Source organism: Streptomyces koelreuteriae, from assembly GCF_018604545.1.
GTDB lineage: Bacteria > Actinomycetota > Actinomycetes > Streptomycetales > Streptomycetaceae > Streptomyces > Streptomyces koelreuteriae.
The window spans coordinates 1,627,979-1,653,724 of sequence record NZ_CP075896.1; the positions used below are offsets into that span (position 1 = coordinate 1,627,979).

The window sequence follows — 25,746 nt, forward strand, 5'->3', positions numbered from 1 at the left end:
CCTTCGCCGGCCGACAGGGCCCGCCCGCTCCCCCTCCGGGGCGGCGCGGCCCACGCCCCTGACACGATGCCCAGCGAACAGGCGGCCGGAACTCCCCGGCCGGACAAGGATGGTTGCTACACCGCTTCGTCCTGAAGCACCTTCACGTCCCAGGGCCCGAGCGGCACCGTGTCGCCGTACACGGTGTCCGAGAGCACGTCCCGCACGGCCACGGGCACCGGCACGGACACCTCGTCCCACGACCAGTTGTGCAGGAAGCGCACGCGGCGGCCGTCCCGGGCGGTCGCCGAGGTGGCCGTGACACTCGGGTGGCCGGGGCGCCAGGCGGAGTCGGGGGCGTACCGGTCGAACAGGGCCCGGGCGAGGACCGGATCGGGCACGGTGCCGACGTAGGTGATGCGGCCGGTGCCGTGGCGGTGGGTGGTGATCGCGGGCCAGCGGCCGAAGTGCGGATGCGTGTACGCCGCCAGCGTCTCGGCGCCCTGTGGCCGCAGTCCGTCCGCCCAGTGCAGGGCGTGCGCGTCGGCCGGGAGGGGGAGGGAGTCCGTGCCGGTGACGGGCAGCGGGTCGCGCAGGTTGCTGAACTCGTCGTACGTCACCCCTGCGGCCTCGGCCAGGCGGCCCGGCTGGAGGTCGGTGCGGGCCCTGGCCTCGGTGTCGCCGTAGCCGGTGCGCGGACCGAGGACGAGATGGCCCCCGGCCTCGGCGTAGGCGCGGAGTCGGTCGAGGACCGAGTCGTCGGCGGCGTAGTAGCCGGGCACGACCAGGAGGGGCGGCAGGTCGGTGTCCGGGAGCTGCCCGGGATGCAGGACGCGTGCCTGGAGTCCGGCGTCGAAGGCACCGCGATAGAACGCGTCGAAGATCTTCTCGTACGACCTCCCGTCCGGGTTTCCGTCGGCGTCGGCCAGCGGCGGCTGGCCCTTGAGCGCCCACTTGCTGGGCCCGTCGTACAGGAAGGCGACGTCGGCGTCCGGGGTGAGGGCCGACACGAGGTCACCGGCCTTCTCCAACTCCGCGCCCAGTACGGCCAGTTCGCGATAGACGCGGCCGGGCCGGCCGTTGTGCGGGAGGATGCCGCCCCAGTAGGTCTCGGCGCCGAAGTGCAGGGTGTGCCAGTGCCAGTACTCGATCATCGAGGCGCCCCGGGAGATCAGCGCCCAGGCGGCCTGGCGCCACTGGCCGTCGTAGGCGGGGCGGTTGTCCCACGGCCCGCTGATGGCCTGCGCGTTGGTCTCGGTGACCAGGTAGGGCTCCTGGCGGGAGGAGTACATGCGGTCGGCGCTGCGGTAGAGCGCCCAGGTGCCGTTGGTCGTCCAGTGCTGCCCGTCGCCGTTGACGTCGGGCAGGGCGAGGGCGTCCTGCATCGTGTAGTAGGGGTTACCCGCGGTGACGTCGAGGCGCTCGGTGAGGCGGTCGTCCTCGACGCCCTGGCGGTCGTAGGAGATGCAGGTCGTGACGAACTGGCCGGGGTGGGCGTACTCGCGCACGATCCCGGCCTGCCAGGCGATGAACTCGGTGGTGAGCCGGGCCTGGAAGCGCCGCCAGGCCAGGTCGTACTGCGGCTGGGCGTTGCCGTCCGGGGTCCACAGGTCGGCCCAGGTGGAGAGCCGGTGCGACCAGTAGACGAGGCCCCATTCGCGGTTGAGGGTCTCCACGTCGCCGTACCGCTCGCGCAGTTCGTCGGTGAAGCGCTGGAAGACGCCGTGGTTGTGGAAGAGGTGCAGGCCCGGTTCGTTGTCGACCTGGAAGCCGATGACGGCCGGGTGGTCGGCGTAGCGGCCGACGACCTTGCGGATGATCCGCTCGGCGTGGAAGCGGAACGCGGGGTGGGTGAAGTCGACCTCCTGGCGGGCGCCCCAGCCGTGGCGCTCGCCGGTGCGGGACTCGCCCGCGATCTCCGGGTACTGCCGGGCCAGCCACGGCGGCACCGCGTACGTCGGCGTCCCGAGGATCACCGAGATGCCCCGCTCGTGCGCGCCGTCCAGGACCGGCTGGAGCCAGTCGAGGTCGAAGCGGCCGTTCTCGGGCTCCCAGGTGGACCACACCGACTCGCCGACGCGGATCACCGTGAAACGGGCCTCGGCCATCAGGTCGAGGTCGTCCTTGAGGCGCTCGTACGGCTGGTACTCGTGGTAGTAGGCGGCACCGAACAGGACGCGCCGGGGCAGCTCGAACATGCTTCTCCTTCAAGTGAGTTGGCGGGAGGTCAGCCCTTGACCGCGCCCGTGGACAGGCCTTCGAGGAGCTGTTTGCGCAGCAGCACGAAGAGGGCGACGGCGGGCAGGACGGCGAGGACGGCTCCGGCGAGCACGAGGTCGTACTGCCGTTGCTCCGACACGAACAGGGTCTGCAGGCCCAGCGGCAGGGTGTACTGGGAGCTGTCGGAGACCAGCACCAGCGGCCACAGGAAGCTGTTGTAGCTCTGCAGGAACTGCCAGACGGCCAGGGCGCCCAGCGAGGGCCGCAGCAGCGGCAGCACGATGGTGCGGAAGATGCCGAACTCGCTCGCCCCGTCGATCCGGGCGGCCTCCAGCACCGAGTCCGGGATCGACTGCACGATGTACTGCTGCATCATGAAGATCCCGAACGCGGGCGCCACCCACGGCACGATCAGCGCGAACCACGGGCTGCCGAGCCCGGTCTTCACGAGGATCACGAACAGCGGCACGAGGATCACCGCGAACGGTATCGACAGCGAGCTGAACATGACGTTGAACAGCAGCCGCTTCCCGGCGAAGCGGAACTTGGCGAAGCCGTAGCCGGCGAGCGCACAGACGAAGACGGACACGGTGGTGGCGACGACGGCGACCACGGTGCTCATCAGGAACCAGCGGCCGAAGGGCTGCTCGGTGAGCAGGGTGCGGTAGTTGTCCAGGGTGAAGGGGTCGGGGACGAGTTCCGGCGGGTAGCCGAAGATCTCGCCGCGCGGCTTGAACGAGCCGCTCAGCGCCCACAGCAGCGGCGCGAGAAAGCCCAGGAACAGCAGGACCAGGACGCCGTAGAGGGGCAGTCGGGCGCGTGTCATGAGGTGGCCCTCCCGATGCCGAGGAGACGGTTGCAGAGCCGGCTGAGACCGAAGACGAGGACGAAGAGGACGACCGCGGCGGCCGCCGCGTAGCCGAACTGCTGGCGTTGGAAGGCGGCCCGGTAGATGAACATGGTCACCGAGAGGGTCGACTCGGCCGGTCCGCCGCCGGTCAGCAGATACGGCTCCTCGAAGATCTGCGCCGCGCAGATGAAGGACGTGACGACGACGAACGCCGTCACGGGCTTCAGCGCCGGCAGGGTGACGGTGGTGAAGGTGCGCAGCCGCCCGGCCCCGTCGATCGCGGCGGCCTCGTACAGCTCCCTGGGCACGTTCTGGAGCCCGGCGAGGAAGAAGACGGTGAGGTAGCCGGTCCAGCGCCACAGCATGACCAGGGCGATGCTCACCCTGGCGAGGGTCGGGTCGCCGAGCCAGTCGACACCGCCGGTGCCGAACAGTGCTTTCAGCACCGCGTTCGCCAGCCCGAACTGCCGGTCGAAGATCAGGCCGAAGACCAGGGCGACGAGGATCGGTGAGACGACGATCGGCACGAAGTAGGCGGTCCGCCACAGGTCACGTGCCCTGAGCCCCTTGGCGTTGAGCGCCTGGGCGATCAGCAGCGCGAGCGGCACGATCACACAGACCGCGACCAGCACGAAGACGGCGGTGTTCCCGAGGGCCCGGTGGAAGCTGATGTCGGTGGCGAGCAGCCGGTAGTTGCGCAGCCCCACCCACTGCGGGGTGCCGAGCCCCACCCACTCGGTGAGACTCAGCCACAGCGAGACCCCGACCGGGATCAGCATGAACAGGACGTAGAGGAGATAGAAGGGGGAGATGAAGAGGTAGGGCGCCCAGGATCCGCGGGGGCGGTGCGCGGTGCGGTCCGGGTCGCTGTGCCGGTGCGTGAGGCCGGACGGTCCGGTGACGGTGGTGGTCATGTCGTCGTCCTCCTAACGTCCGGCCTGGTCACGAAAATCCGCCGCGGTCTGCTTCAGGGCCTGCCGAGGGGTCAGGCTGCCGCGATAGGCGCGCAACAGGTTGCCCGCGAGGACGTCGTAGAGGATCGACTGGTCCGGACTCTGATGGAACGCCGGCACGTCCGGCAGCAGCGAGCGGTAGAGCCCGAACAGCCGCTGCCCGCCGCAGAACTCGTCCTTGTAGGCCCCCAGGCGCGGATCCTCGTACACGGAGCGCCGCGTGGGCAGATACCCGGTCTCGGTGAACCGCCGCACCTGGCCGTCGTGAGTGAGCCAGGTCTTGAAGAGGAACTCCGTGGCGGCCCGGGTGTTGGCCTTGTCCTTGATGACGCCGAAGCCGGTCCCGCCGAGCGCGGCGGTCACTCCCCCGCCTCCGGCAAAGGGCGGCAGCGCCCGCACCCGCCACTTCCCCTTCTGCTCGGGCACGTTGGACAACAGGCCGTAGTTCTTGTACCAGATCGCCATGGGCAGACCGATGACCCGGCCGCTCTTCAGCGCGGTCTGCATGGCGGCCCCGTAGTAGTCGGCGACATCGATGACGAACCCGCTGCGCAGCCCCTCGCAGAGGAACCGCAGCACCTCCTCGGCCTCCGGCGAGTCCAGCCGCAGCGTCCCGTCCGCGTCGAAGAACGCGCCGCCGCGCTGGTAGAGCAGCATCTGGAAGGACTGCACGACCTGGCCCGGGTCGCTGCCCACCGTGGAGACGACGCACATCGACGCGTTGTGGTCCCGGTACACCCGGGCACCGGCCTCGGCGAACTCCTCCCAGGTCTGGTCGCCTCGCAGGAGCCCGTACGCGTCGAAGAGGTCCTCGCGGTGGAAGTAGACGACCATCGGGGTGTCCGAGTCGAACGCGTAGACCCGGCCGTCCCTGCTGAAGGGGGCGGTACGGGCGGGCAGCAGATCGTCCTTCAGGCCGGGCACGGCCTCTATGTCGGGCGTGAAGTCGTGCAGCAGCCGCTCGGCGATGTCGCCGCGCAGCATGCGCGGGAAGCTACCGATCTCGAAGCCCACCATGTCGGGTGTGCCGCGCCCGGCGACGGCCTGCGCGAGCAGTTTGGTGACGATGTCCGGAGGCCCGGAGCGGGTGACCTTCAGGTGGTAGCGGAAGTCGGTGGCCCGGTCGGCCGCCGGGACGCCCTTCACGAAGAACGCCTCGTAGCCCGGGTCGTGGGTCCACAGGGACAGGGTGACGTCGCCGGAAGTGCGGGGCGTCGTATCGCCCTGTCCGCAGGCGGAGAGCGCGGCGGCCGTACCGAGGCCGAGCGCTCCGCGCAGCAGGGCGCGGCGGGTCGGAGGGGCAGGGGGCTCTGAGGTCTTCAACTGCCGGCCCTCGCTGTCAGATAAGTGAGCGTAACCATGTATGAGTGAGTGTCGTTGTCAGAGCGTGAATCTCACGGAATGGGCCAAGACGCAGGGCGTGCATCCGCAGACCGCGTATCGCTGGTTCCGTGAGGGGACGCTGCCGGTACCGGCTCAGCGGGTAGGACCGCGCACGATCCTCGTGAACGCGGGGGCCAACGCCGCGCCCGAGGCATTTGCCAGGCTGGGTCTGTATGCCCGCGTCTCCTCGCACGATCAGAAGGACGATCTGGAGCGCCAGGTCGCCCGGCTGGCCCGGTGGGCTGCCGCCGCGGGTCACCGGGTGGTGCGGGTGGAGTCCGAAATCGCCTCCGGCATTCGCGGATCCCGTCCCAAGGCCAGGCGGCTGCTTGCCGATCCGGCCGTGCAGGCTCTGGTGGTGGAGCACAAGGACCGCCTTGGCCGCATGAACGTCGAGTTGGTCGAGGCCGCCCTGTCCGCGACGGGGCGCCGCCTGGTTGTGCTAGACGACGGCGAGGTCGAGGACGACCTGGTGCCGGATATGGCGGAGGTGCTGACCTCGTTCTGTGCCCGCCTGTACGGGCACCGGTCGGCGAAGAACCGTGCCCGCAAGGCGCTTCACGCTGCCGAGCATGGCTGACCAGCGCAGGCCGCTGCGGCAGATTGCCCGGCCGTTCGTCGCCGACGGCCCGACGGGCGTCAGCATCCGCGACCGACTCAAGCAACTGACGGCCGACGACGAGAAGGTGTTGCGCCTGGTCGGCGCGCACCTGGGCATGCTGGCCTCGCGTGATCTGGCCCGCAGGTGCCGTGACGGCCTGGAGCACTCCACCGACACGTGGGCCGGGCGCAAACGCGACCTGACGGCGTTGTCGTCCTCCCGCTGGGCCGGTTCGATCACGGCCAGCACACACGACCAGTGGGGTCTGTCCCGGCGTGCGCAGCACGCGCACCAGCAATCCCTGGATGCCGGTATACGCATGATCCGCTACCGGCTGTCCCTGCCCGTCGGCCAGAAGGGCAGCCGGGGCAAGCCCGGCGGCTACCGGTCCTCGCACGAGTGGTTCAACAAATCCCGGCGCCTGGCGATCCTCGAAGAGCGCTACGAGCAGATCAGGGCCGAACGCGACGCCGGACGGGTGTCGATCACACGCGGGGGCCGGCGACTGCTGGGCACCCGTCACAACCTCACCGCCGCGAACCTGACCGAGGCGCAGTGGCGGGCACAGTGGGAGGCGGCGCGGTGGTTCCTGACCGCCGACGGCGAGTCCGGTAAAAGGTTCGGGAACGAGACGATCCGCGTCAGCGCCGACGGCGAGATCAGCATCAAGCTGCCCGCCCCCCTCGCCGAGCACGCAAACACCAAGCATGGTCGGTACGTGCTGGCCGCGAAGGTCACCTTCTGGCACCGGGGCGACGAATGGCGAGACCGGATCCAAGCGAACCGGGCTGTGGCCTACCGCATCCACCTGGACACGGCCCGGGGCCGCTGGTATCTCGACGCCTCCTGGACCCGCAAAGATTTCCCCGTCGTGCCACTGGCCACGCTGCGCGCTCACGGAGTGATTGCCGTGGACACCAACGCCGACCACCTCGCTGCATGGCGCCTCGACGAACACGGCAACCCCAGCGGCACGCCCCGCCGCTTCAACTACCAGCTCAGCGGCAGCGCTTCGCACCGCGACGCCCAGCTCCGCCACGCCCTCACCCGCCTCCTGCACTGGGCCAAACAGACCGGCGTCAAGGCCGTCGCGATCGAAGACCTCGACTTCACCGACTCCACCACACGCGAGAAACACGGCCGCCGTAAGCGCTTCAGGCAGCTCATCTCCGGCATCCCCACCGGCCGACTGCGCGCACGACTGCTGTCCATGTGCGCGGAAGCCGGCATCGGCGTGATCGCCGTCGACCCCGCCTACACCAGCCTCTGGGGCGCCCAGCACTGGCAAGCTCCCCTCACCAGCAACACCCACAAGACCAGCCGACACGCCGCCGCTTCGGTGGCCATCGGCAGGCGCGCCCTCGGACACCGGATCAGGCGACGGACGACACCGCCCCGTGCACACCAGAGAGATGTGCACGGGCATCGGACCGCCCAGGCCCGACCCGGCGACCGAGAAAGCGAGGAAAACCGCCCCCGCGCCCCCGGACCACGGACACGATCCGTTCGCGCCGGACGCGGAGCGAACGCGGTGAACCAGAACACCCAAGACCGTTCGGGGTGTTCGGCTGAGCATGGGGTCTGGCAACAGAACTCACTCCCACTCAGTCTCTAGGAACGGTGTACACACGTGACTCCTCACGTGGTGCGGCTACGGGTGGGGGTGCGCGAGGCCCGGGTCCCGAACCGGGCCGGTGGAGGCCCGCACGGTCAACTCGACCGCCTGGTCGGCGGGTTCGGCCGGTGCGGGGCGGCCCTCGATCAGGGCGATGAGTACGTCGACGGCGCGGTCGGCGACGGCGGCGAAGTTCTGCCGGACGGTGGTCAGCGGCGGGGAGAGATAGGCGGCGGCGGGTATGTCGTCGTAGCCGACGACGCTCACGTCACCGGGGACGGCGCGGCCCGCGTCGGCGAACGCGCGCAGGGCGCCGATGGCCATGTCGTCGTTGGCGGCGAACACGGCCGTGACATCGGAGAGCCGGGCGAGCTGCCGTCCGGCGGCGTACCCGGAGGCCGGGCTCCAGTCGCCGGGTGACGGCAGGGGCGGTTCGGGCGCGCCGGCGGCGGCGAGGGCCTCGCGCCAGCCGCGCAGCCGGTCCCGGGCGGCCCACCAGTCCTGCGGTCCTGGCAGGTGCCAGACGGTGCGGTGGCCCAGGGACAGCAGATACTCGGTGGCGAGCCGGGCGGCCGTGACGCCGTCGCCGCCGACCACGGCACAGGTGCCCTGGGCGAGTTCCACGCCCTCGCCGACGCTGACCACCGGCACATCGGCGCTGAGCCGGAGCGGCACGCCGTCGTCGATGGGCTCGGACAGCACGATCCCGTCCACGCCCTGCTCCAGCAGCGCGTCCACGGCGACCGAGACCTTCTGCCCCTCCAGGGTGCTGGCCAGGGCGACGGAATACCCGGCGCGCTGCATCGCCCGCTCCAGGGCGATGAGCAGGGTCGAGGGGCCGTAGAGCGAACTGCCCAGCGAGACCACGCCGATCCGCCGGTAGCGGCCGAGGAGCAGGGCCCGGGCCGCGGTGTTGGGACGGTAGTCCAGTTCGCGGATGGCCCTCAGCACGCGATCGCGCACCTCCGGGCTGACATGCGGCTCGCCGTTGACGACCCGGGAGACGGTCTTCTGCGACACCCCGGCGGCCCGTGCGACCTCGGTCATGCCGGGACCACGACGGCGACGGCCGTCGGCGGCTCCACTCGTCGTCATGAGGGCTCCCAGGAGGTGGCACGGGCATGGACTACGTAGTCAATCGCGGCATCAAGGCAGAAAGAGCTTGCTTGACTACGTAGTCACGCCAGTGTGGGAGCAAGGGCGGGCGGCGTCAATGCTCCGGACGGAGCCGATCTCCGACACCCCATTGATTGCTTGATTCAGCATCTCTAGCATCACTCGGTGGCTCCATTCACCTCTCCCTTCATCCCTCTCCCGGGAAGGAGAATCCGTGTTCCCAGCCACTCGTCTCAGACTGCCCGGCGCCGCGCTCCTGCTGGCCCTCGGCCTCACGCTCACACAGGTGCCGCCTTCGGCCGCCGCACCGGACCAGCCCTCGAAAACCGCCGCCCCGCCCCAGGTGTGGCCACGGCCGCAGAGCATGCACACGGGGCCCGGCCGGCTCGCGGTCCCCGAACGGGTCGTGACGGTCGTCGGACGCGGGAGCGACCCGTCGGCCCGGCGGGTCGTCGAGAGCGTCCTGCGCGACGCCGGAGCCGAGCGGATCGTGACGGCCGACAAGCCGCCCGCGAAGGCCGGGTTCACCGTCTTCATCGGCGGCCCGAAGGAGAACACCGCGACGGCCGCGGCCCTGAAGCACCTCAAGGCCCCCTCCCCCGCCGGGCTGCCCTCCGGCGGCTACGTCCTCGCCTCCGGCCGCGAGGACGGCCGCACCCTCCTCGCCCTGTCCGGCACCGACCGCACCGGCACCTTCTACGCCGCCCAGACCCTGCGCCAACTGGTCACGAGAACCGTGCCGGTGGTGACCGTCCGGGACTGGCCCACGGCCGCGCTGCGCGGAGTGATCGAGGGCTTCTACGGCACCCCCTGGTCGCACACCGAGCGGCTGAGCCAGCTCGACTTCTACGGCCGCACCAAGCAGAACGTCTACGTCTACTCCCCCAAGGACGACCCGTACCTGCGTGACCGGTGGCGCGACGAGTATCCGCCCGCCGAACTGCGGCAGTTGAAGGAACTCGTCGACCGGGCCGACGCCAACCATGTCCGCTTCACCTACGCCCTCTCCCCGGGGCTGTCCGTCTGCTACTCCTCGGCCGCCGACATCGCCGCCCTCACCCGCAAATTCGACTCGCTGTACGCCATCGGGGTGCGCTCCTTCGCGATCCCGCTGGACGACATCAGCTACACGAAATGGAACTGCGAGGCCGACGAGAGAGAGTTCGGCACGGGCGGCGGCGCGGCGGGAGCGGCGCAGGCGCATCTCCTCAACGAGGTCTGGAAGGACTTCTCGGCCGGCCACTCCGGCCTGCACCCCCTGGAGATGGTCCCCACCGAGTACTCCGACCTCGCCGACTCCCCCTACAAGAAGGCGCTGCGGGAGAAGCTGGACCCGTCGGTGGTCGTGGAGTGGACCGGCGTCGGCGTGATCGCCCCGACCATCACGGCCGAGCAGGTCGCGAAGGCCCGTGAGGTCTACGGCCATCCGATCCTGATCTGGGACAACTACCCGGTCAACGACTACGTCACCAGCCGCCTCCTGCTCGGCCCCTACACCGGCCGCGAGCCCGGCGTGGCGAAGGCGGCGACCGGGGTGACCGCCAATCCGATGGTCCAGGGCCAGGCGAGCCGGCTCGCCCTGTTCACCTCCGCTGCCTATCTGTGGAACCCGGACAGCTACGACCCACGGGCCGCGTTCCTCGCCTCCGTCCGCGATCTGGCCGGGCCGGATGCCGCCGAGTGGCTGCGGATCTTCGCCGAGAACAACTACTCGTCCCAGTTGGACGCGACCGAGTCCCCGACGCTGAGCGCCCTCATCGCCGCGTTCCACAAGGCGTACGACGAGGACTCCGGGCTCGATCATGCCGCCGCCGCGCTCCGGTCGTACTTCGCCGATATGGCCGCCACACCCCGTGAACTCCGGGCCCGCCTGGACAACCCCGGGTTCCTCCGGGAGACGTCGGCCTGGCTGGACAAGCTCGGCCGCTACGGCGGCGCGGGGCGCACGGCCGTGGATCTGCTGCTGGCCGGCAAGCGCGGTGACTCCGACGCGGTCGCCACGTACTGGAACCGGCTGAGGTCCCAGCGCAAGGAGCTGGACGCGATACCCCAGCAGGTCTCTCCGGGCGTGATGGACCGGTTCCTCTACACGGCGATGATCGAGAACGCGCCCGACCCGGGGGTGGACGCGGCGTTCGCGCCGGGTTCCGTCAGTCTGAAGCCGGGCGGTTCCGCGAAGATCACGCTCTCCTTCTCCGACCGGGCCGCCACCGCCGCCCGGACGGTGACCTGGAAGCTGACCGCCCCCGACGGCGTCACCGTCTCCCCCGCCGAGGGCACCGCGACCGTCCCGGCCGGGGGCAGCGCGTCGGCGACGGTCACCGTCACGGCCGGGGAGAACGCGCGTGCCGGAGTGCGGTCCCTCGGGGTGGCCGGCGAGGGCGTCCTCGACCGTGCGCTCCCGGTCCAGATCACCGACGGCACGGGCTCGTCGAGGGCCCTGACGGCCAACTTCAGCGGGGCGTCGGTCAGTTCCGTCGACCTGTCCTCGAAGAAGACCACCGACATCGCCGTGGGTGCCAACCCCGGTGAGGTGGTGACGAGTGCGGACGGGCGCACCGCCTACGCGGCCAACCAGGGCTCGAACACGGTCAGCGTGATCGATGTGGCGCGGGGCGAGGTGACCGCCACGGTCTCCGTCGGCAAGATCCCCGCCGGGCTGGCGCTCACCCCGGACGGCCGCACGCTGTGGGTCGCCAACTACGGGGACGGCACGGTCCAGCCCGTCGACACGGCCTCCCTCACCCCGGGAGCACCCGTCCAGGTCGGCAACGGGCCGGAGAACATGGCGATCACGCCGGACGGCCGGACGCTCTACGTGCCCAACATCAAGGACAACACGGTCACGCCGGTAGACCTGACTACCCGGAAGGCCGCTGCCGCCGTTCCCGTGGGCCCGAGCCCCTTCAACATCGTGGCCGCGCCGGACGGGAAGACGGTGTACGTGTCCAACTCCGGTGGCTCGACGGTCACTCCGATCGACACGGCCACGAACGACACCGAGCCGACCCTCCTGGTCTCCGGCCAGGCCTACGGTCTCGCGCTCTCCCCGGACGGCCGGACCCTGTGGGTCAGCCCCAGCACCGGCGACACCGTCACGCCCGTCGACACGGTCACCGGCGCCCCGGGCAAGACGGTGACGGTCGGCAGGTCCGCCTTCGACGTCGCCCTGGACTGGGACGGCGGCACGGCGTACGTCACCACCGCCGACGCGGGCGCCCTGGTCCCCGTGGACACGGCGTCCGGTGCCGTCGGGGCGCCGCTGACGACCGGGGCGTATCCGCTGGCTGTCGCGCTGACGCCGGTGCCTGTACCTGTGCCCGTGCCCGTGCCCGTGAAGTGAGATGCGGACGGCCGGGGTCCCTCATCGGGGCCCCGGCCGTCTCGTACGGTCCGGTTCAGCTCGCGGTGCGGCGGATCCGGCCCGCGTACCTCTTCTCCAGCTCCAGGTTGCCCTCGAAACCGCCGGGCACATTGGCCGAGACGTAGACCGGGGGGCGTTCGCCGGCGGCGAGGAGGCGTCCGGCGGCCTCGGCGACGGTCATCTGGACCAGCATCACGCCGGTGAGCGTGGACAGGGCGCAGACCGAGCCGCCGCCGGGGAGTTCGAGCAGGGAGTCGCCGCGCGGGGCCGCGTTGTCGAGGACGACGTCGGCGATGTCGGCCAGCTTCCGCCCACTGGGGTGGGCGGCGGGGACGGCCCGGGTGTGGGTGAGGGAGGTGAGGGCCAGGACGCGGTGGCCGTGCTCCTTGGCGTGCAGGGCCATCTCCACGATGACGTTGTTGACGCCGGAGTTGGAGATGACGACGAACAGGTCCTGGGGGTTCGGGGCGGCGAGGTCGTAGATCCGCTGCGCCACCCCGGCCTGCCGTTCGAGGAGCGGGTCGTCGAGGACGGACGGGTCCTCGCCGCCGTAGAGGACGAGGTCGGCGATGCTCAGCCGGTTGGTGGGGACCAGCCCGCCGGCGCGCCCGGCCAGTTCGAGGACGAGGGCCTGCGAGTGGCCCGTGCCGAAGGCATGGACGACGCCGTCGGCGCGCACGCACTCGGCGACCAGGTCGGCGGCGGCGGCCACATCGTCGCGGGCGGACTCGATGACCTTCTGGAGGACGGTGAGGCTCTCCCGCGCGAACCCCTGGGCGCTCACAGACTCGACGGACACGCGACACACTCCCCACTGATGGATTGAACCACCCTATATTTTATCCATCGATGAATCCACCAACCATATCGGGTCCTGGTATTCAAGTCACGCGGGGAAGGGTGGCTGGTACCTTCTCCCCATGCCTCCCACGGACGTCACCACACTGATCCGCACCGAGCTGCCCCGGCTGGCGGGCTCCCTGCGGAAGGTCGGCGAGCTGATCCTGGAGGATCCGGCCGCCGTCACCCACTGTTCGGCCGCCGAGCTGGGCCGCCGCACCGGCACCTCGCAGGCGACGGTGACCCGTTTCTGCCGGGCCATCGGGCTGGACTCGTACCAGCACCTGCTGATCGAACTGGCCCAGGAGCGCGGCCGGGGCGAGGTCTCCGACTGGGGGACCGCCGAGATCGGTCCGGACATCTCGCCGGACGACAGCCTGGAGCGGGTCGTGCAGGTCGTCGGCAGTGCGGATCTGCGGGCGGTGCAGCAGACGATCGACCGGATCGATCTCGACGCGGTCGAGCGTGCGGCGCAGGCCACCGCCCGGGCCCGCCGTATCGACGTCTACGGCGTCGGCGGCAGCGGGGCCGTGGCGCAGGAGACCGAGACCCGGCTGTTCCGGATCGGCTGCGCGGTGCGCGGCTGGACCGAGGTGCACGCCGCGACGACCTCCGCCGCCCTGCTCACACCCGCGGACGTGGCGATCGGCATCTCCCACTCCGGGGTGACGCGCGAGACCATCGAGCCGTTCGAACTGGCCAAGGAGCGCGGGGCCACCACCATCGCGATCACGGCCGACACCCGTTCACCGCTGGCCCGGGCCGCCGACGTCCGGCTCGTCTCCTCGTCCTCGGAGACCAGTTTCCGCACCGGCAGCATCGGCGCCCGGCACAGCGTGCTGGTGCTCATCGACTGCCTGTACGTCCGGGTCGCCCAGCTCTCCTACCAGCGCGCGAGCGCCTCACTGGCACTGACCGACCACATCGCCGGGCAACACGCGGTGAAGTCCCGTCGGACCAGGTGAGCCTGGCCGAGGAGGCGCGAGGGCGGCGGGTGAGCCTGGCCGAGGGTGCATGGATGAACCACCAAGTTGACGTGAAGATGGTTGTTTGAATCATTCCTGCCGTGCAGGATGGGGCTCCCCCAGCGCACGCGTAGGAGCCCCATGCGCCTCACCTCTGTCGAGTCGACCGAGCTCTTCACCGGGACCACCGAACAGCCCCGCCAAGTGGTGGCCGTCGAGCTGAGCCATGCCCCGGGCCGGACCGTCCGGCTCACGGTCGAGGGCCCGGGCGGCCTCACCGGCAGCACGGACACCACCGTCGGCGAGGACGGCACCGTACGGGCCGAGATATCCGTGACCGGCGAGGACCTGGTCCCCGGCGACCGCCGCGAGATCACCGTCACCGCCGCGGACGGGGACGAAGTCACCACCCACACCGGCGAGTTCACGGCGGCCGAGCCCGGCTGGACCATGTTCATGGTCAGCCACTTCCACTACGACCCCGTCTGGTGGAACACCCAGGGCGCCTACACCGAGACCTGGGACGTCGCCGACGACCCGGCGACCAGCGGGCTGCCCGCCCGTACCTTCGACTCGCGCGGCCAGTCCGGCATGAGCCTGGTGAGGGCCCACTGCGACCTGGCCCGCCGCGACCCGGCGTACACCTTCGTGCTCGCCGAGGTCGACTACCTCAAGCCCTACTGGGACTCCTTCCCGGAGGAGCGCGCCTTCCTGCGGCAGCTGATCCGCACCGGCCGCGTCGAGATCATGGGCGGCACCTACAACGAGCCCAACACCAACCTCACCGGCGCCGAGGCGACCGTGCGCAACGCCCTGTACGGCGACGGCTTCCAGCGCGGGATCATCGGGGCCTCGCCCGAGACGGCCTGGCAGCTGGACGCCTTCGGGCACGACCCGCAATTCCCGGGGCTGATGGCGGACGCGGGGGTCACGTCCAGTTCGTGGGCGCGCGGGCCGTTCCACCAGTGGGGGCCGACGCTGTCGGTGTTCGGCGAGGAGCCGAGGGACCCGGGCCGGATGCAGTTCCCGGCCGAGTTCGACTGGATCGCCCCGTCGGGGCGCGGCCTGCTGACCGCGTACATGGTCAACCACTACGGCGCCGGCTGGGCGATCGACAACGCCCCCACCCTGCCGGAGGCGAACGCCGCCGCGTACAAGCTGTTCCAGCGGCTCAAGCAGGTCGCCCTCACCCGCAATGTGCTGCTCCCGGTGGGCGGGGACTACGCGCCGCCGTGCCGCTGGGTGATGGACATCCACCGCGACTGGAACGCCCGGTACGTGTGGCCGCGCTTCATCAGCGCGATCCCCCGGGACTTCTTCGCCGCCGTCCGCGCGGAGCTGGAGGCGGAGGGCCGCAAGGCCTCCCCGCAGACCCGCGACATGAACCCGATCTACACCGGCAAGGACGTCTCCTACATCGACACCAAGCAGGCCCAGCGCCACGGCGAATCGCTCCTCGCCGACGCCGAGGCCTGGGCGACGCTCGCCTCGCTCGTCACCGGGCACCCCTATCCGGACGCGGCCCTGGACAAGGCCTGGCGGCAGCTCGTCTACGGCGCCCACCACGACGCCATCACCGGCTCGGAGTCGGACCAGGTGTACATCGACCTGATGACCGGCTGGCGGGAGCTGCACGACCTGGCGGTGAGCGTGCACGCCGACGCCACCCAGGCCCTGGCCGACCAGGTGGCTCCCGGCGACGGCCCCGACCTGGTCGTCTTCAACTCCGCGACCTGGACGCGCCGGGACGTGCTGACGGTCGACGACCCGGGCCTCGTGCCCCAAGGGCTCCCCGCGGTCCGCGAGGACGGCCGCCTGCATGTCGTCGTCCCGGAGGTGCCCGGCATGGGCCTCAAGGCGCTCCCGCTCACCGAGGGATCGGTCCCGGGCTGGGAGCCCGCCGAAGGCCTCACCATCCGCAACGAGTTCTACGAGGTGACGGTCGATCCGGCACGCGGCGGTGGCGTCAGCAGTCTGCGCGCCCTGGCCGAGGGCGGCCGGGAGCTGCTGCGGCCCGGGGACATCGGCAACGAGATCGTCGTCCAGGAGGAGTACCCGAGGCACCCGCGCTTCGGCGAGGGCCCCTGGCACCTCACCCCGACCGGCACGACCGCCGCCCGCGGCCGGGACGTGAGAGCCGAGGTGCGCGCCGAGCACTCCGCCGCCGGTTCCCGGCTCACCGTCACCGCCGATCTCGGCCTCTTCCGCTGCACCCAGCGCCTGACGCTGTGGCAGGGCGTCGACCGGCTCGACGTCACCACGACCCTCGACGGCTACGACGGCGCCGACCGGCTGATCCGGGTGCGCTGGCCGTCGGACGTACGGGGCGGGCTGCCGGTGCACGAGGTGGCGGACGCGGTGATCGGGCGCGGGTTCGGGTTCGTGGAGGTGGACAGCGAGCGGTTCCCCTGGACGCTGGACAACCCGGCGAACACCTGGTTCGGTCTCGGCTCCACCGCCCGGGTCGCGGTGCACGACGACTCCGGCACGCTCCTCGGGCACCGCTCGATCGGTGTCGCCGAACTCGTCTACGCCGACTGGGACACGGCGGGCGACCTCGGGGCCCCGCTCGCGGCGGCCCTGGTCCGGGCCGGGGTCACGGCGACCTCGACCATCGCGGGCGGGCCCCGCTACGGCGACCTGGAGGTCGACTCCAACCTCCCCGACATCCGGATCGCCGTCGGCGGCCCCGACCGCAGCACCGTGGTCGCCGAGGCGCTCGGCTGGGACCCGGCGGCCGGGCGGGAACTCCGGCGCCAGCTCGCCGAGCGGGGCGTGGCCGCCGTCTGGGTCGCACCGCGCGCCTCTCTGCGCGAGGAGTGGATCCCCGGCGCCGACCTGCGCGACCTGGAACGCCTGCCGCTGCTGGTGGTGGCGGGCGCCCGCCCGGAGGACGACGCCAAGGCGGTCGACGCGATCGTCGCCGACCTGGACGACTTCACGGTGACGGCCACGGCAGCGGGCGGCGGCGAGGCACTCCCGCCCGGCGACGCCTGGGACGGACGCGGCTTCGCCGTCCTCAACCGTGGCACGCCCGGCTGCGTGGTGACCTCCTCCGGCGACCTCTACATGTCCCTGATGCGCTCCTGCACCGGCTGGCCGTCCGGCATCTGGATCGACCCGCCCCGCCGCACCGCCCCGGACGGCTCCGGCTTCCAGCTCCAGCGCTGGTCGCACACCTTCGAGTACGCCGTGGTCGCGGGCCCGGGCGACTGGCGCGCACTGCGCCTGCCCCAGGCCGGGCACGCCTTCAACCGCCCCCTGACGGCCCGGCTCCGTCGCTCCTCGGGCGCTCTCCCGAGGGAAGTCACGTTGCTGGGCCTGGAATCCGACGGCGAGGTACTGCTCGACGCGCTGAAACCGGCCGGCTCCCCGCTGGCCCGGGGCGGCGCGGCTCCCGTGGACCCGGGGCAGGGCGTCGTGGTCCGCGTGCACGAGGCCGACGGACGCCCGAAGCGGACACGAGTGGTTGGCCCGCTGCCCTGGTCGGCGGGCGCCCGCGCCGACGTCCTGGAGACACCCGGGGAGCCACTCGCCCCGGACGGGGACGGCGCCTTGGGGGTGGAGCTGTCCGGCTTCGAGGTCGCCACGATCCTGGCCACCCCGGCCCACGCGCCGGACCTCGCGCCCGGGCCGGGCATCGACGCCCACGAGCCCGCCCAGCCGATCGCCACCCGCTACTGGCTCCACAACTCCGGCCCCGCCCCACGCGGCAACATGCCCCTCGCGGTCTACCTCTCCCCCACCACCCTCACCGCCGACGGCCCCGTCACCGCGACGGTCCGGGTCTCCTCGGAACTCACCGACACCCCCGTGTCAGGCACGGTGACCTTCGAGCCCCCACCCGGCTGGACCACCGACCCCGCCGAACTCCCGTACTCCCTCGCCCCCGGCGGCTTCACCCTCACGGACATCACGGTGACCCCGCCCCCGGACCCCACCCCCGGCCGCCACCGACTCGCCGCCCGGCTGTCGTACGGCGGCCAGACGTACGAGGACGCGGTGTCCCTGGACGTACCGGACGGCCACACCGGCCCGACCCTGCTGGCGGACCTGGGAGTCGAGCAGGTGACCGTCCGCCGGGGAGAACGGACTCGGGTCCCCCTCACCCTCCGAAACCCCACCCACACCCCCGTCAACGGCACGATCTGGGCCGTCTCCTCCTGGGGCACCTGGCCGGGAGTCACCCCGGGCTGCCAGGGCTTCACGTTGCCGGGCGGGGAGCAGACCGAGTCCATGATCGAGGTGGACGGCTCAGCGATCCCACCGGGTTCGTACTGGCTACTGGCGAAGCTGGCCTGGCACGGCTGCGTGGCGTACACGAAGGCCGTGGAGCTGGTGGTGACGCCATGACGCAAGATCACGCGGCACGCGTCCGGGGCGAAGCACTACCGAAGGAAAAGGTGGCAGCCTTCCTAAGTGGGGGCGGCACATCGCCCCCTAGGGGCGCGGGGAACTGCGCGACAAGCCACAACACCGCCGCACCCGCAAGACGACACCGCCAACAACGCCGCTGGGCAACCCAGGTACTCATCGCAGACGAACTAGCCCGCCACGCCTGCGCGGAACGAGGCCTCCCCCCACCCCCCGCCACCCTCCCCCCACACCGGCTCACCATCCCCGAACCCGACGTAGCAACCCTCGGCAGCATCATCGCGGCAGCGCTCACCCACTCCCCCGCCGCCCAAGCCCTGCTCACCGACCTGGAAAACGAGCAGCACATCCCCGAGACGGCCGTACGCGACTACTACGACCGCAACCAGGACCGCTTCCTCACCCCCGACGCCCTACGCCGCGGCGTCGACCCCTACGACGCACCAGCCCCCTCGGACATCCATCCGTACGAGCAGGTCCGCCACGACATCGAAGGCGAACTACGCCAAGCCGCAGCCCACCGCGCCTTCTTCACCTGGCTCGACAAGGCCCGCGCGGACGTCGAGTACGCCGAGGGCTACGAACACCCCGGCGACCCCACGCACCAGGACCACGAACACCGCCACTGAGCAAAACCATTGACCTCCGATGAATTCTGGTCCACATTTTCATCAATCGAAGTCCGACTTGGTGATTTGATCCAGCGACTCGATCCAGCGACGACTGGTCCCAGGAGGGCAGCAATGCGCGCAAGAAGACTCACCGGATCCCTGACCTGTCTGGTCGTCCTGACCCTGACGGCCGCCGGCTGCGGCCTGTCCGGCGGCGGTTCCGACGGCGGTGACGCCACGGCCGGCGGCTGCAAGGTCGACCAGAACAACGTCGGTTCCGGGAAGCTCTCCGGCGAGGTCAAGGGAAAGATCACGTTCCAGACGACCAACCTGAAGAAGGACTTCGGGACGTACTTCAACGGCGTCATCGACGCCTTCGAGCAGGCCCACCCCGGCGCCGAGGTGAACTGGATCGACGACCCGGGCGACGCCACCTTCACCCAGCGCCTGGTCGCCGACGCGCAGGGCTGCACGCTCCCGGACGTGGTGAACGTCAACGTCAACACGGCGGTCGCGCTGACGAAGAACGGCTACCTGCTCAACCTGGACAACAAGGCGCCGGACGCGGGCAAGCCGTTCGCCCCCGCGCTGTGGAAGTCCAGCATGTACGCCGACGCGGACGGCAAGAAGGTGCACAGCGTGCTGCCCTGGTACTCCGGCGGCATCGTGCAGACCTTCAACACCGATCTGATGAAGAAGGCGGGCCTGGACCCGGCCAAACCTCCGACGACCGTGCTGGGCCTGTTCGACGACGCGGAGAAGGTGGCCAAGGCCTCCGGCGGCAAGTACTACGCGTTCCTCGCCAATCCGCAGCTGCGCATCCCGGCCGACTGGCAGCAGATGGGCATAGAGATCCTCTCGGCCGACGGCAAGAAGTTCACCTTCGCCGACGACCCGAAGACCGCGCAGTGGGTCGAGGCCATGACCAGGCTCTACAAGGCCGGCGGCATGCCCAGGGACTCCCTGTCGTCCACGCAGGACCCGGCCAACGTCTACGGCCAGGGCAAGCTGGTCTACGGCCCGACGAACCCCAACTTCCTGCGGTTCATCCAGCAGAACAACCCGAGCGTCTACAAGAAGACCGGTGTCGGCCGGTTCATGCTCGACGCCCTCGGCCACACCGTCGGCGCCCCGCAGTACGTCGGCGTCGCGTCCACCAGCAAGAACGCCCCCACCGCGCTGGCCTTCGCGCAGTTCCTGACGAACGCCGAGAACCAGCTCGCCTGGGCCAAGGACCCGAACGTCGTCATCTTCCCCTCCACTACGGCCTCCCTGAACGACCCGTTCTTCCAGTCGGTCAAGGGCGACGACCCCTTCGCCGAGGCCCGCAAGATCGTCGCCAGTGACCGCAAGACCGCCACGGCCGACGAGATCGCCCTCACCCCCGGTGAGCTGAACGCCATCTCGGCCCAGATCCAACTGGCCATGCAGGGCAAGAAGAGCGCCGAGGACGCTCTGAAGGAGGCACAGTCCAAGGCCACCCGGCTGATAGAGCAGGGCAGCTGAGGATGACGCAACCGACCGTCCACCAGGCGCCCGTCCCCGCTCCCCCGGGTGCGGACGCCCGACGCCCCGGCGGCGCCTCCCCCGCCCGGCCGCCGGGGCCCCTGCGCCGCGCCCTCCGCTTCGTGACGCCCGGCCCGAGCGCCGACGCGGGGGGCGCGGCGCTCCACCGCCGCTGGTGGCTGCCCTGGCTGTGGATGACCCCGGCGATCATCGGCGCGACCGTGTTCGGGGTGTTCCCGTTCCTCAACACGGTCGTCGTCTCCTTCACCGACGCCAAGCCGCTGGGCGGTGCGTACAACCTCGTCGGGCTGGACAACTACCGCCGGATGCTGGGCGATCCGGACTTCTGGCTGGCCACCCGCAACAGCCTGCTGTACGCGCTGTTCGTCGTCCCGCTGATGGTGCTGCTGCCGCTGCTGCTCGCGATCCTGGTGGAGAAGAACCTGCCGGGCATCGGCTTCTTCCGCTCCGCCTTCTACACACCGGTGCTGGCCTCCAGCGTGGTCGTGGGCCTGAGCTGGCAGTGGCTGCTGAGCGACCAGGGGCTGGTCAACACCTGGCTGCAGAAGGCCCACATCATCCGCGAGGCGATCCCGTTCCTGTCGGACTCGTGGCTGATCCTGCTGTCGGCGATGGGCCTGACGCTGTGGAAGGGCCTCGGCTGGTACATGATCTTCTACCTGGCGGCCCTCGGGAACGTCCCCAAGGAGCTGCACGAGGCGGCGGCCGTGGACGGCGCGGGCGTGGTGCGCCGCTTCTGGCACGTCACCGTGCCCGGCGTACGCACCTCGATGATGCTGGTCGGCACCCTGACCGGCATCGGCTCGCTGCGGGTCTTCACCGAGATCTACATGCTGGGCGGCGCGACCGGCGGCCCCGGCGGCGCCGACCGCACGCTGCCCTTCTACATCCGCGACGTCGGCCTCGACCCGCTCACCGGCAACGCCGGCTACGGCGCCGCCGTCAGCGTCGCCCTGTTCGCCCTGACCCTGGGCCTCACGCTGCTCGCCCAGCGTCTGACGAAGGAGGACGAGGGATGACGACCGCCGTCGACAAGCGCCGCCGTCTGATACCCCGCTGGCGGGACTACGGCCGGCCGCGTGAACTGGTCGTCCGCTATCTGCTGCTGGTGTTCGTCCTGTTCATCACCGTCGGCCCGCTGCTGTGGCAATTGCTGTCGTCCCTCAAGGGCGCGGGAGAGGACGTCTTCGGCGCCGGTGCCTCGCTGATCCCCCACCACCCGACCCTGCGGGCCTACCGCGAGATCTTCGACCAGGTGCCGGTGTGGACGTACATCGGGAACAGCATGGTGATCGTCGCGCTGTCCGTCACGAGCCAGCTCGTCTTCTCCACCCTGGCGGGCTACATGCTCTCCAAGCCGGGCTGGAAGGGCCGGAAGCTGATCTGGGTGGTGCTGATGGCGTCCATGATGTTCCCCTTCGAGTCGATCATGGTGTCGCTGTTCCTCAGCATCCGGGACATGGGCCTGGTCGACCATCTGGCCGGTGTCTGGCTGCCCGGCTTCGTCGCCGCGATCAACGTCCTCATCATGCGGGCCGCGTTCCTCGCCGTACCGCGCGAGATAGAGGACGCGGCGATGCTGGACGGGGCGGGCGAGTGGAAACGCTTCCGGTATCTGTATCTGCCCTCCGCCTACGGCGCGATCCTCGTCGTCACCATCAACACCTTCATCAGCGCCTGGGACGACTTCCTGTGGCCCTTGATCGTGCTGCGCTCGGAGGAGCACTTCACCCTGACGCTCGGTCTGGCCCGGCTGCAGAGCTCGTCGTTCGGCTATGACCAGCGCATGGTGATGGCGGGTTCCGTCATCTCCGTGATCCCGGTGCTGGTGCTGTTCGTCATCACGCAGCGGTGGTTCTACAGGGGCGTCTCGTCCGGTGCCGTGAAGCTCTGATCGACCCGGAGCCCGACCGGTACGGCGGTCAGGGCCCGGCGCGCCGACTCCGCCACGCGGATCTCGACCGTGCCGGGCAGGACCGCCGTCTCCAGGTCCGGGCCCACTTGGGCCAGTTGGTCCGGACCGAGAGCGAACGCGACCGTACGGCACTCTCCCGGCTCCAGCTCGACGGCCCTGAAGCCCCTCAGCTCCAGTGCGCGCGGCCAGACCGGCGTGACGAGGCGGCGCAGATAGAGCTGCGCGACGGTACGCCCGTGCCGTTGCCCGGTGTTGGTGACGTCGACCTCGACGGTCCGCCCCGACAGCCGGGGCGGACCGTAGGCGAAGCTCGTGTACGCCAGCCCGTGCCCGAAGCCGTAGAGCGGCTCGGCGCTGTCATCGGCGTAGCCGCCGTACTCGATGTCCTTGTGGTTGTAGTGGACGGGCAGTTGACCTGCCGAGCGCGGCACGGACACGGGCAGCCGCCCGACGGGCTCGGCCCGTCCCAGCAGGACGTCCGCGATCGCCTCGCCGCCCCAGGAGCCCGGGTACCAGGCGGTGAGCAGCGCGGCGGCCCGTTCGGCGGCCTCGGGGACGGCGTGCGGGCGGCCCTGGAGCAGGACGACGACGGTGGGTGTGCCGGTCGCCGTGACGGCGTCGAGCAGGGCGTGCTGGGCCGCGCCGAGCCGGAGCCCGGCCAGGTCGACGCCTTCGCCGCAGGTCATCTCGGACACGACGGTGCGCGCGGCGCCGTTGGCGTCGAACTCCGTGCCGGGCGTACGGGCGCTGCTGCCGCCCAGTACGAGCACGGCGAGGTCGGACGCGGCGGCCTCGGCGATCGCCTCCGGGATGCCGGAGAGGTCGTCGCCGGTCAGGGCGCAGCCCTTGGCGTGGCGTACGTCGATGCCGGTGCGCCGGAGCGCGTCGAGGACGCTGGTGCCGGTGCCGGGGCGTTGTGGGGCGGTGTAGTCGCCCAGTTGGTGGGCGACGGTGTCGGCGTGCGGCCCCAGGACGGCGATACGGGAGCCGGTCGGCACGGGCAGCACACCCTGGTCGTTGTGGAGCAGGGTCACGGCGGCCCGGGCGAGGGCGGTGCTCAGATCACGTCCGACGGCGGGGTCCGGGAACGGGCCCGCGCTGTAGGGCTGTTCGAACAGCCCGAGCCGGAACTTGAGCCGCAGCACCCGCGCGACGGCCGTGTCCAGGGCCTCCACGCTCACCAGCCCCCGCTCGACCGCCTCCTCGAGATGGGTGAAGCCCTCATCCCACAGGCTCAGGTCGATCCCTGCGTGGAGCGCGAGAGCCCCGGCCGCCACCTTGTCCCCGGTGACGCGGGCCAGCCGGTCCACGGCCAGTCCGTCCGCCATGACGAGTCCGTCGAAACCCCAGCGGTGGCGCAGCAGTCCGGTCAGGAGGGCGCGGTTGCCGCAGCAGGGCATGCCGTCGACCTCGTTGTAGGCGGCCATGACGGCGGCGGCTCCGGCCCGGACACCGGCGTGGGCGGCGGGGAGGTGGATCTCGTGCAGCTCCCGGAGACCGAGTTCGGACTCGGCGGAGTTGCGGCCGCCGACGGTGGCGCCCTGCCCGGCGAAGTGCTTGAGGACGACGGGCGCCTTGTCCGGGGCGAAGAGCCCGTCCGGCCGGCCGAGGGGCTCCCCCTGCATACCGCGTACGAGCGCCTCGGTGAGCCGGGCGGCCAGATACGGGTCCTCGCCGAAGCACTCCTCGGTCCGGCCCCAGCGCGGATCCCGGGCGATGTCCAGAGCCGACACCAGGGCGACATGGCCGCCCCGGGCGCGCAGTTCGGCGGCGGCGTGGGCGGCGGCCCGCTCGTACAGCCCGGGGTCCCATGTGGCGCCGACGGCCAGGTTGACGGGCAGGACCGTGCCGTCAAGGGCCATGTGCCCGTGCGGCACCTCCTCGACGAACAGGGCCGGGATGCCGAGCCGGCTGTGCTCGACGACATGCCGCTGGACGAGGTGGGCCAGTTCGGCACCGGCCTCGGCGCCGGAGCCGGTGGTGTGGTCGACGCCCGACCAGGCGTCGGCGCGCAACAGCCCGTACAGGGCCCCGAGTCCGGCGAAGCGCTCGGTCTCGGCGTACAGGGCGTCGGTGAGTTCGAAGCCGCCGTCGGGGGTGCGCCGGTAGGCGTCCCAGCCGTACATCCGCTGGTTGAGCTGGCCGGCCTTCTCGCGCGGGGTCATGCGCGACAGCAGGTCGCGAACGCGGTCGTCGACGGGGGCGGTGGGGTCGCGGTACACAGGCGTGGACTGCCGGGTGGCGGTCATGGACGGCCCTGGTGGGCGAGCCGGGCCAGGGCCACGGCGCCCCGGCGGCCGTCGGGGACCCAGTCGAGGGTCAGAGCGAGGGTGCGGAGGCGGGCGTCCAGGCGCGAGGTGAGCGGCCCGTCGGGGCCGAGGAGGCCTCCGGTGGCCACGACCCTTTCTCCCGAGGAGGGGTCCAACGCTCGTACTGCCTCGGTGAGTTGGTCGGCGGCCTCGTCCAGGATGGCCAGGGCGACGGTGTCCCCGGCCGCCTCGACGACCAGTGGCGCGAGCCGGGCCAGGCGGATGGGGGGTTCCGCCATGACGGCGGGGAGCAGGTGTCTGCGATAGGCCTCGCGGTGGGGGCGGGACCAGGGGGTGTCGTCGAGGGGCGGGAGGGGGCGCCGTTCGACCGGGGAACCGGTCATGCCGTTGGGCACCGCCCCGGCCGCTCCGGTCCCTGCCGGGCCGCTCGCGGGTGGCGCCGCCTCGTCCCCCGCGCCGCCCTCCTCCATGCCCTGGACCACCTCGGGGGACAGCCGCCGCACCGTACCGCCGGAGGTTCCGCCCGGCAGCACCTCGCCCGGCACCCCGAGTTCCCGCCCCACCAGCTCCGCCAGCACCGTCGGCGCGCCCCTCCCGTCGGCCATCCGCAGTGCGGCCCGGACCGCCGCGCGGCCGATCCAGAAGCCGCTGCCGTCGTCGCCGAGGAGCCAGCCGTCGCCGTCCACGGTGGCGATGCCGCGGCGGTCGGTGATGCGCATGGCGACCGCGCCCGTGCCGGCCACCAGGGCGAGGCCGTCGGCCGGGGCGCCCGGGGCGGAGGCGAAGGCGGCCTCGATGTCGCTGCAGATGACGGGCGGTCCGGCGTCGATGCCCAGTCGGCTCAGGGCTGCGGTGAGGGCGGCCAGGGCGTTGCGCCGCCCCGGTTCGTCGGCGACGGCGCCCGTCGCGCCCGCGAAACCGCCGGCGACGGCCACGATCCGGGCACGGACGGACTCGGGCACGGCCTGTCCGACGGCCTCGGCGAGATGCTCGGTGAGCCGCGGCACCGGCACGGTCAGGGCGTTGCCCGGCCCGGCGGCGCCCTCGCCCAGCGGACGTCCGTCGGCGGCGGTCGCCAGGACCGCCCGGGTCCGGGTGCCGCCCGCGTCGAGACCGACCACCAGATCCCGAAGCTCCTGGTTCAATTCATTACCCATCGCTGA

17 protein-coding genes are annotated in these 25,746 nt (G+C 71.3%); 9 read left to right on the plus strand and 8 right to left on the minus strand.

Annotation, left to right across the window (positions count from 1 at the left end):
• Positions 1-116: 116 nt before the first annotated feature.
• From KJK29_RS07190 to KJK29_RS07205, 4 genes are read right to left on the minus strand one after another with little or no spacing between them, the layout of a single operon-like run.
• Entirely contained in the window at positions 117-2,177 is a 2,061-nt protein-coding gene (locus tag KJK29_RS07190) for a beta-galactosidase (RefSeq protein ID WP_215117871.1), read from the minus strand.
• 29 nt (positions 2,178-2,206) lie between these two features.
• Positions 2,207-3,025 carry a carbohydrate ABC transporter permease gene (locus KJK29_RS07195; RefSeq protein WP_215117872.1) on the minus strand — a complete coding sequence of 273 codons (819 nt, stop codon included), beginning with the start codon at positions 3,023-3,025 and terminating at the stop codon, positions 2,207-2,209.
• Entirely contained in the window at positions 3,022-3,963 is a 942-nt protein-coding gene (locus KJK29_RS07200) for a carbohydrate ABC transporter permease (protein ID WP_215117873.1), read from the minus strand. The genes KJK29_RS07195 and KJK29_RS07200 overlap by 4 nt, the downstream gene beginning before the upstream one ends.
• Before the next feature lie 12 nt (positions 3,964-3,975).
• Positions 3,976-5,325: an ABC transporter substrate-binding protein gene (locus tag KJK29_RS07205; protein ID WP_215117874.1), complete on the minus strand. Its 1,350-nt coding sequence runs from the start codon at positions 5,323-5,325 to the stop codon at positions 3,976-3,978.
• 64 nt (positions 5,326-5,389) lie between these two features.
• Between KJK29_RS07205 and KJK29_RS07210 the strand changes: the two genes are divergently transcribed.
• On the plus strand, positions 5,390-5,965 hold the full coding sequence (locus KJK29_RS07210; protein ID WP_215117875.1) for an IS607 family transposase: 576 nt from the start codon (positions 5,390-5,392) through the stop codon (positions 5,963-5,965).
• A complete protein-coding gene (locus KJK29_RS07215; protein ID WP_215117876.1) occupies positions 5,958-7,601 on the plus strand; it encodes a transposase in 1,644 nt (547 codons plus the stop codon). The genes KJK29_RS07210 and KJK29_RS07215 overlap by 8 nt, the downstream gene beginning before the upstream one ends.
• A gap of 36 nt (positions 7,602-7,637) precedes the next feature.
• Here the strand turns inward: KJK29_RS07215 and KJK29_RS07220 are convergent, their stop codons facing one another.
• Positions 7,638-8,696 (minus strand): LacI family DNA-binding transcriptional regulator, encoded by a 1,059-nt coding sequence (locus KJK29_RS07220; protein ID WP_215117877.1) that lies wholly within the window; start codon positions 8,694-8,696, stop codon positions 7,638-7,640.
• 235 nt (positions 8,697-8,931) lie between these two features.
• Between KJK29_RS07220 and KJK29_RS07225 the strand changes: the two genes are divergently transcribed.
• Positions 8,932-12,060, plus strand: a complete 3,129-nt coding sequence (locus KJK29_RS07225) for a beta-N-acetylglucosaminidase domain-containing protein (protein WP_251057732.1) — start codon at positions 8,932-8,934, stop codon at positions 12,058-12,060.
• Between the two features lie 55 nt (positions 12,061-12,115).
• On the opposite strand, the gene KJK29_RS07230 is transcribed toward KJK29_RS07225, so the two are convergent.
• A complete protein-coding gene (locus KJK29_RS07230) occupies positions 12,116-12,880 on the minus strand; it encodes a sugar isomerase domain-containing protein (protein ID WP_215117878.1) in 765 nt (254 codons plus the stop codon).
• A 121-nt stretch (positions 12,881-13,001) separates the two neighbouring features.
• On the opposite strand from KJK29_RS07230, the gene KJK29_RS07235 reads away from it, so the two are divergent.
• The 6 genes from KJK29_RS07235 (at position 13,002) to KJK29_RS07260 (ending at position 22,292) form a co-directional block, all read left to right on the plus strand.
• A complete protein-coding gene (locus tag KJK29_RS07235) occupies positions 13,002-13,886 on the plus strand; it encodes a MurR/RpiR family transcriptional regulator (RefSeq protein WP_215117879.1) in 885 nt (294 codons plus the stop codon).
• A 141-nt stretch (positions 13,887-14,027) separates the two neighbouring features.
• Entirely contained in the window at positions 14,028-18,239 is a 4,212-nt protein-coding gene (locus tag KJK29_RS07240) for a glycoside hydrolase family 38 N-terminal domain-containing protein (protein WP_215117880.1), read from the plus strand.
• 50 nt (positions 18,240-18,289) lie between these two features.
• Complete coding sequence (locus KJK29_RS07245) at positions 18,290-18,889, plus strand: peptidyl-prolyl cis-trans isomerase (protein ID WP_321170386.1); 600 nt, start codon at positions 18,290-18,292, stop codon at positions 18,887-18,889.
• Between the two features lie 114 nt (positions 18,890-19,003).
• Positions 19,004-20,377, plus strand: coding sequence for an extracellular solute-binding protein (locus KJK29_RS07250; protein ID WP_215117882.1), 1,374 nt, complete (start codon positions 19,004-19,006; stop codon positions 20,375-20,377).
• Positions 20,378-20,379: 2 nt separating this feature from the next.
• Positions 20,380-21,417 carry a carbohydrate ABC transporter permease gene (locus KJK29_RS07255; protein WP_215117883.1) on the plus strand — a complete coding sequence of 346 codons (1,038 nt, stop codon included), beginning with the start codon at positions 20,380-20,382 and terminating at the stop codon, positions 21,415-21,417.
• Positions 21,414-22,292: a carbohydrate ABC transporter permease gene (locus tag KJK29_RS07260; RefSeq protein WP_215117884.1), complete on the plus strand. Its 879-nt coding sequence runs from the start codon at positions 21,414-21,416 to the stop codon at positions 22,290-22,292. Before KJK29_RS07255 ends, KJK29_RS07260 begins: the two co-directional genes overlap by 4 nt.
• Here KJK29_RS07260 and KJK29_RS07265 read toward each other — a convergent pair.
• Positions 22,256-24,562: a glycoside hydrolase family 3 N-terminal domain-containing protein gene (locus KJK29_RS07265; protein ID WP_215117885.1), complete on the minus strand. Its 2,307-nt coding sequence runs from the start codon at positions 24,560-24,562 to the stop codon at positions 22,256-22,258. The two genes, KJK29_RS07260 and KJK29_RS07265, sit on opposite strands and share 37 nt — an antisense overlap.
• Entirely contained in the window at positions 24,559-25,740 is a 1,182-nt protein-coding gene (locus tag KJK29_RS07270) for an N-acetylglucosamine kinase (RefSeq protein ID WP_215117886.1), read from the minus strand. The genes KJK29_RS07265 and KJK29_RS07270 overlap by 4 nt, the downstream gene beginning before the upstream one ends.
• Positions 25,741-25,746 lie beyond the last annotated feature (6 nt).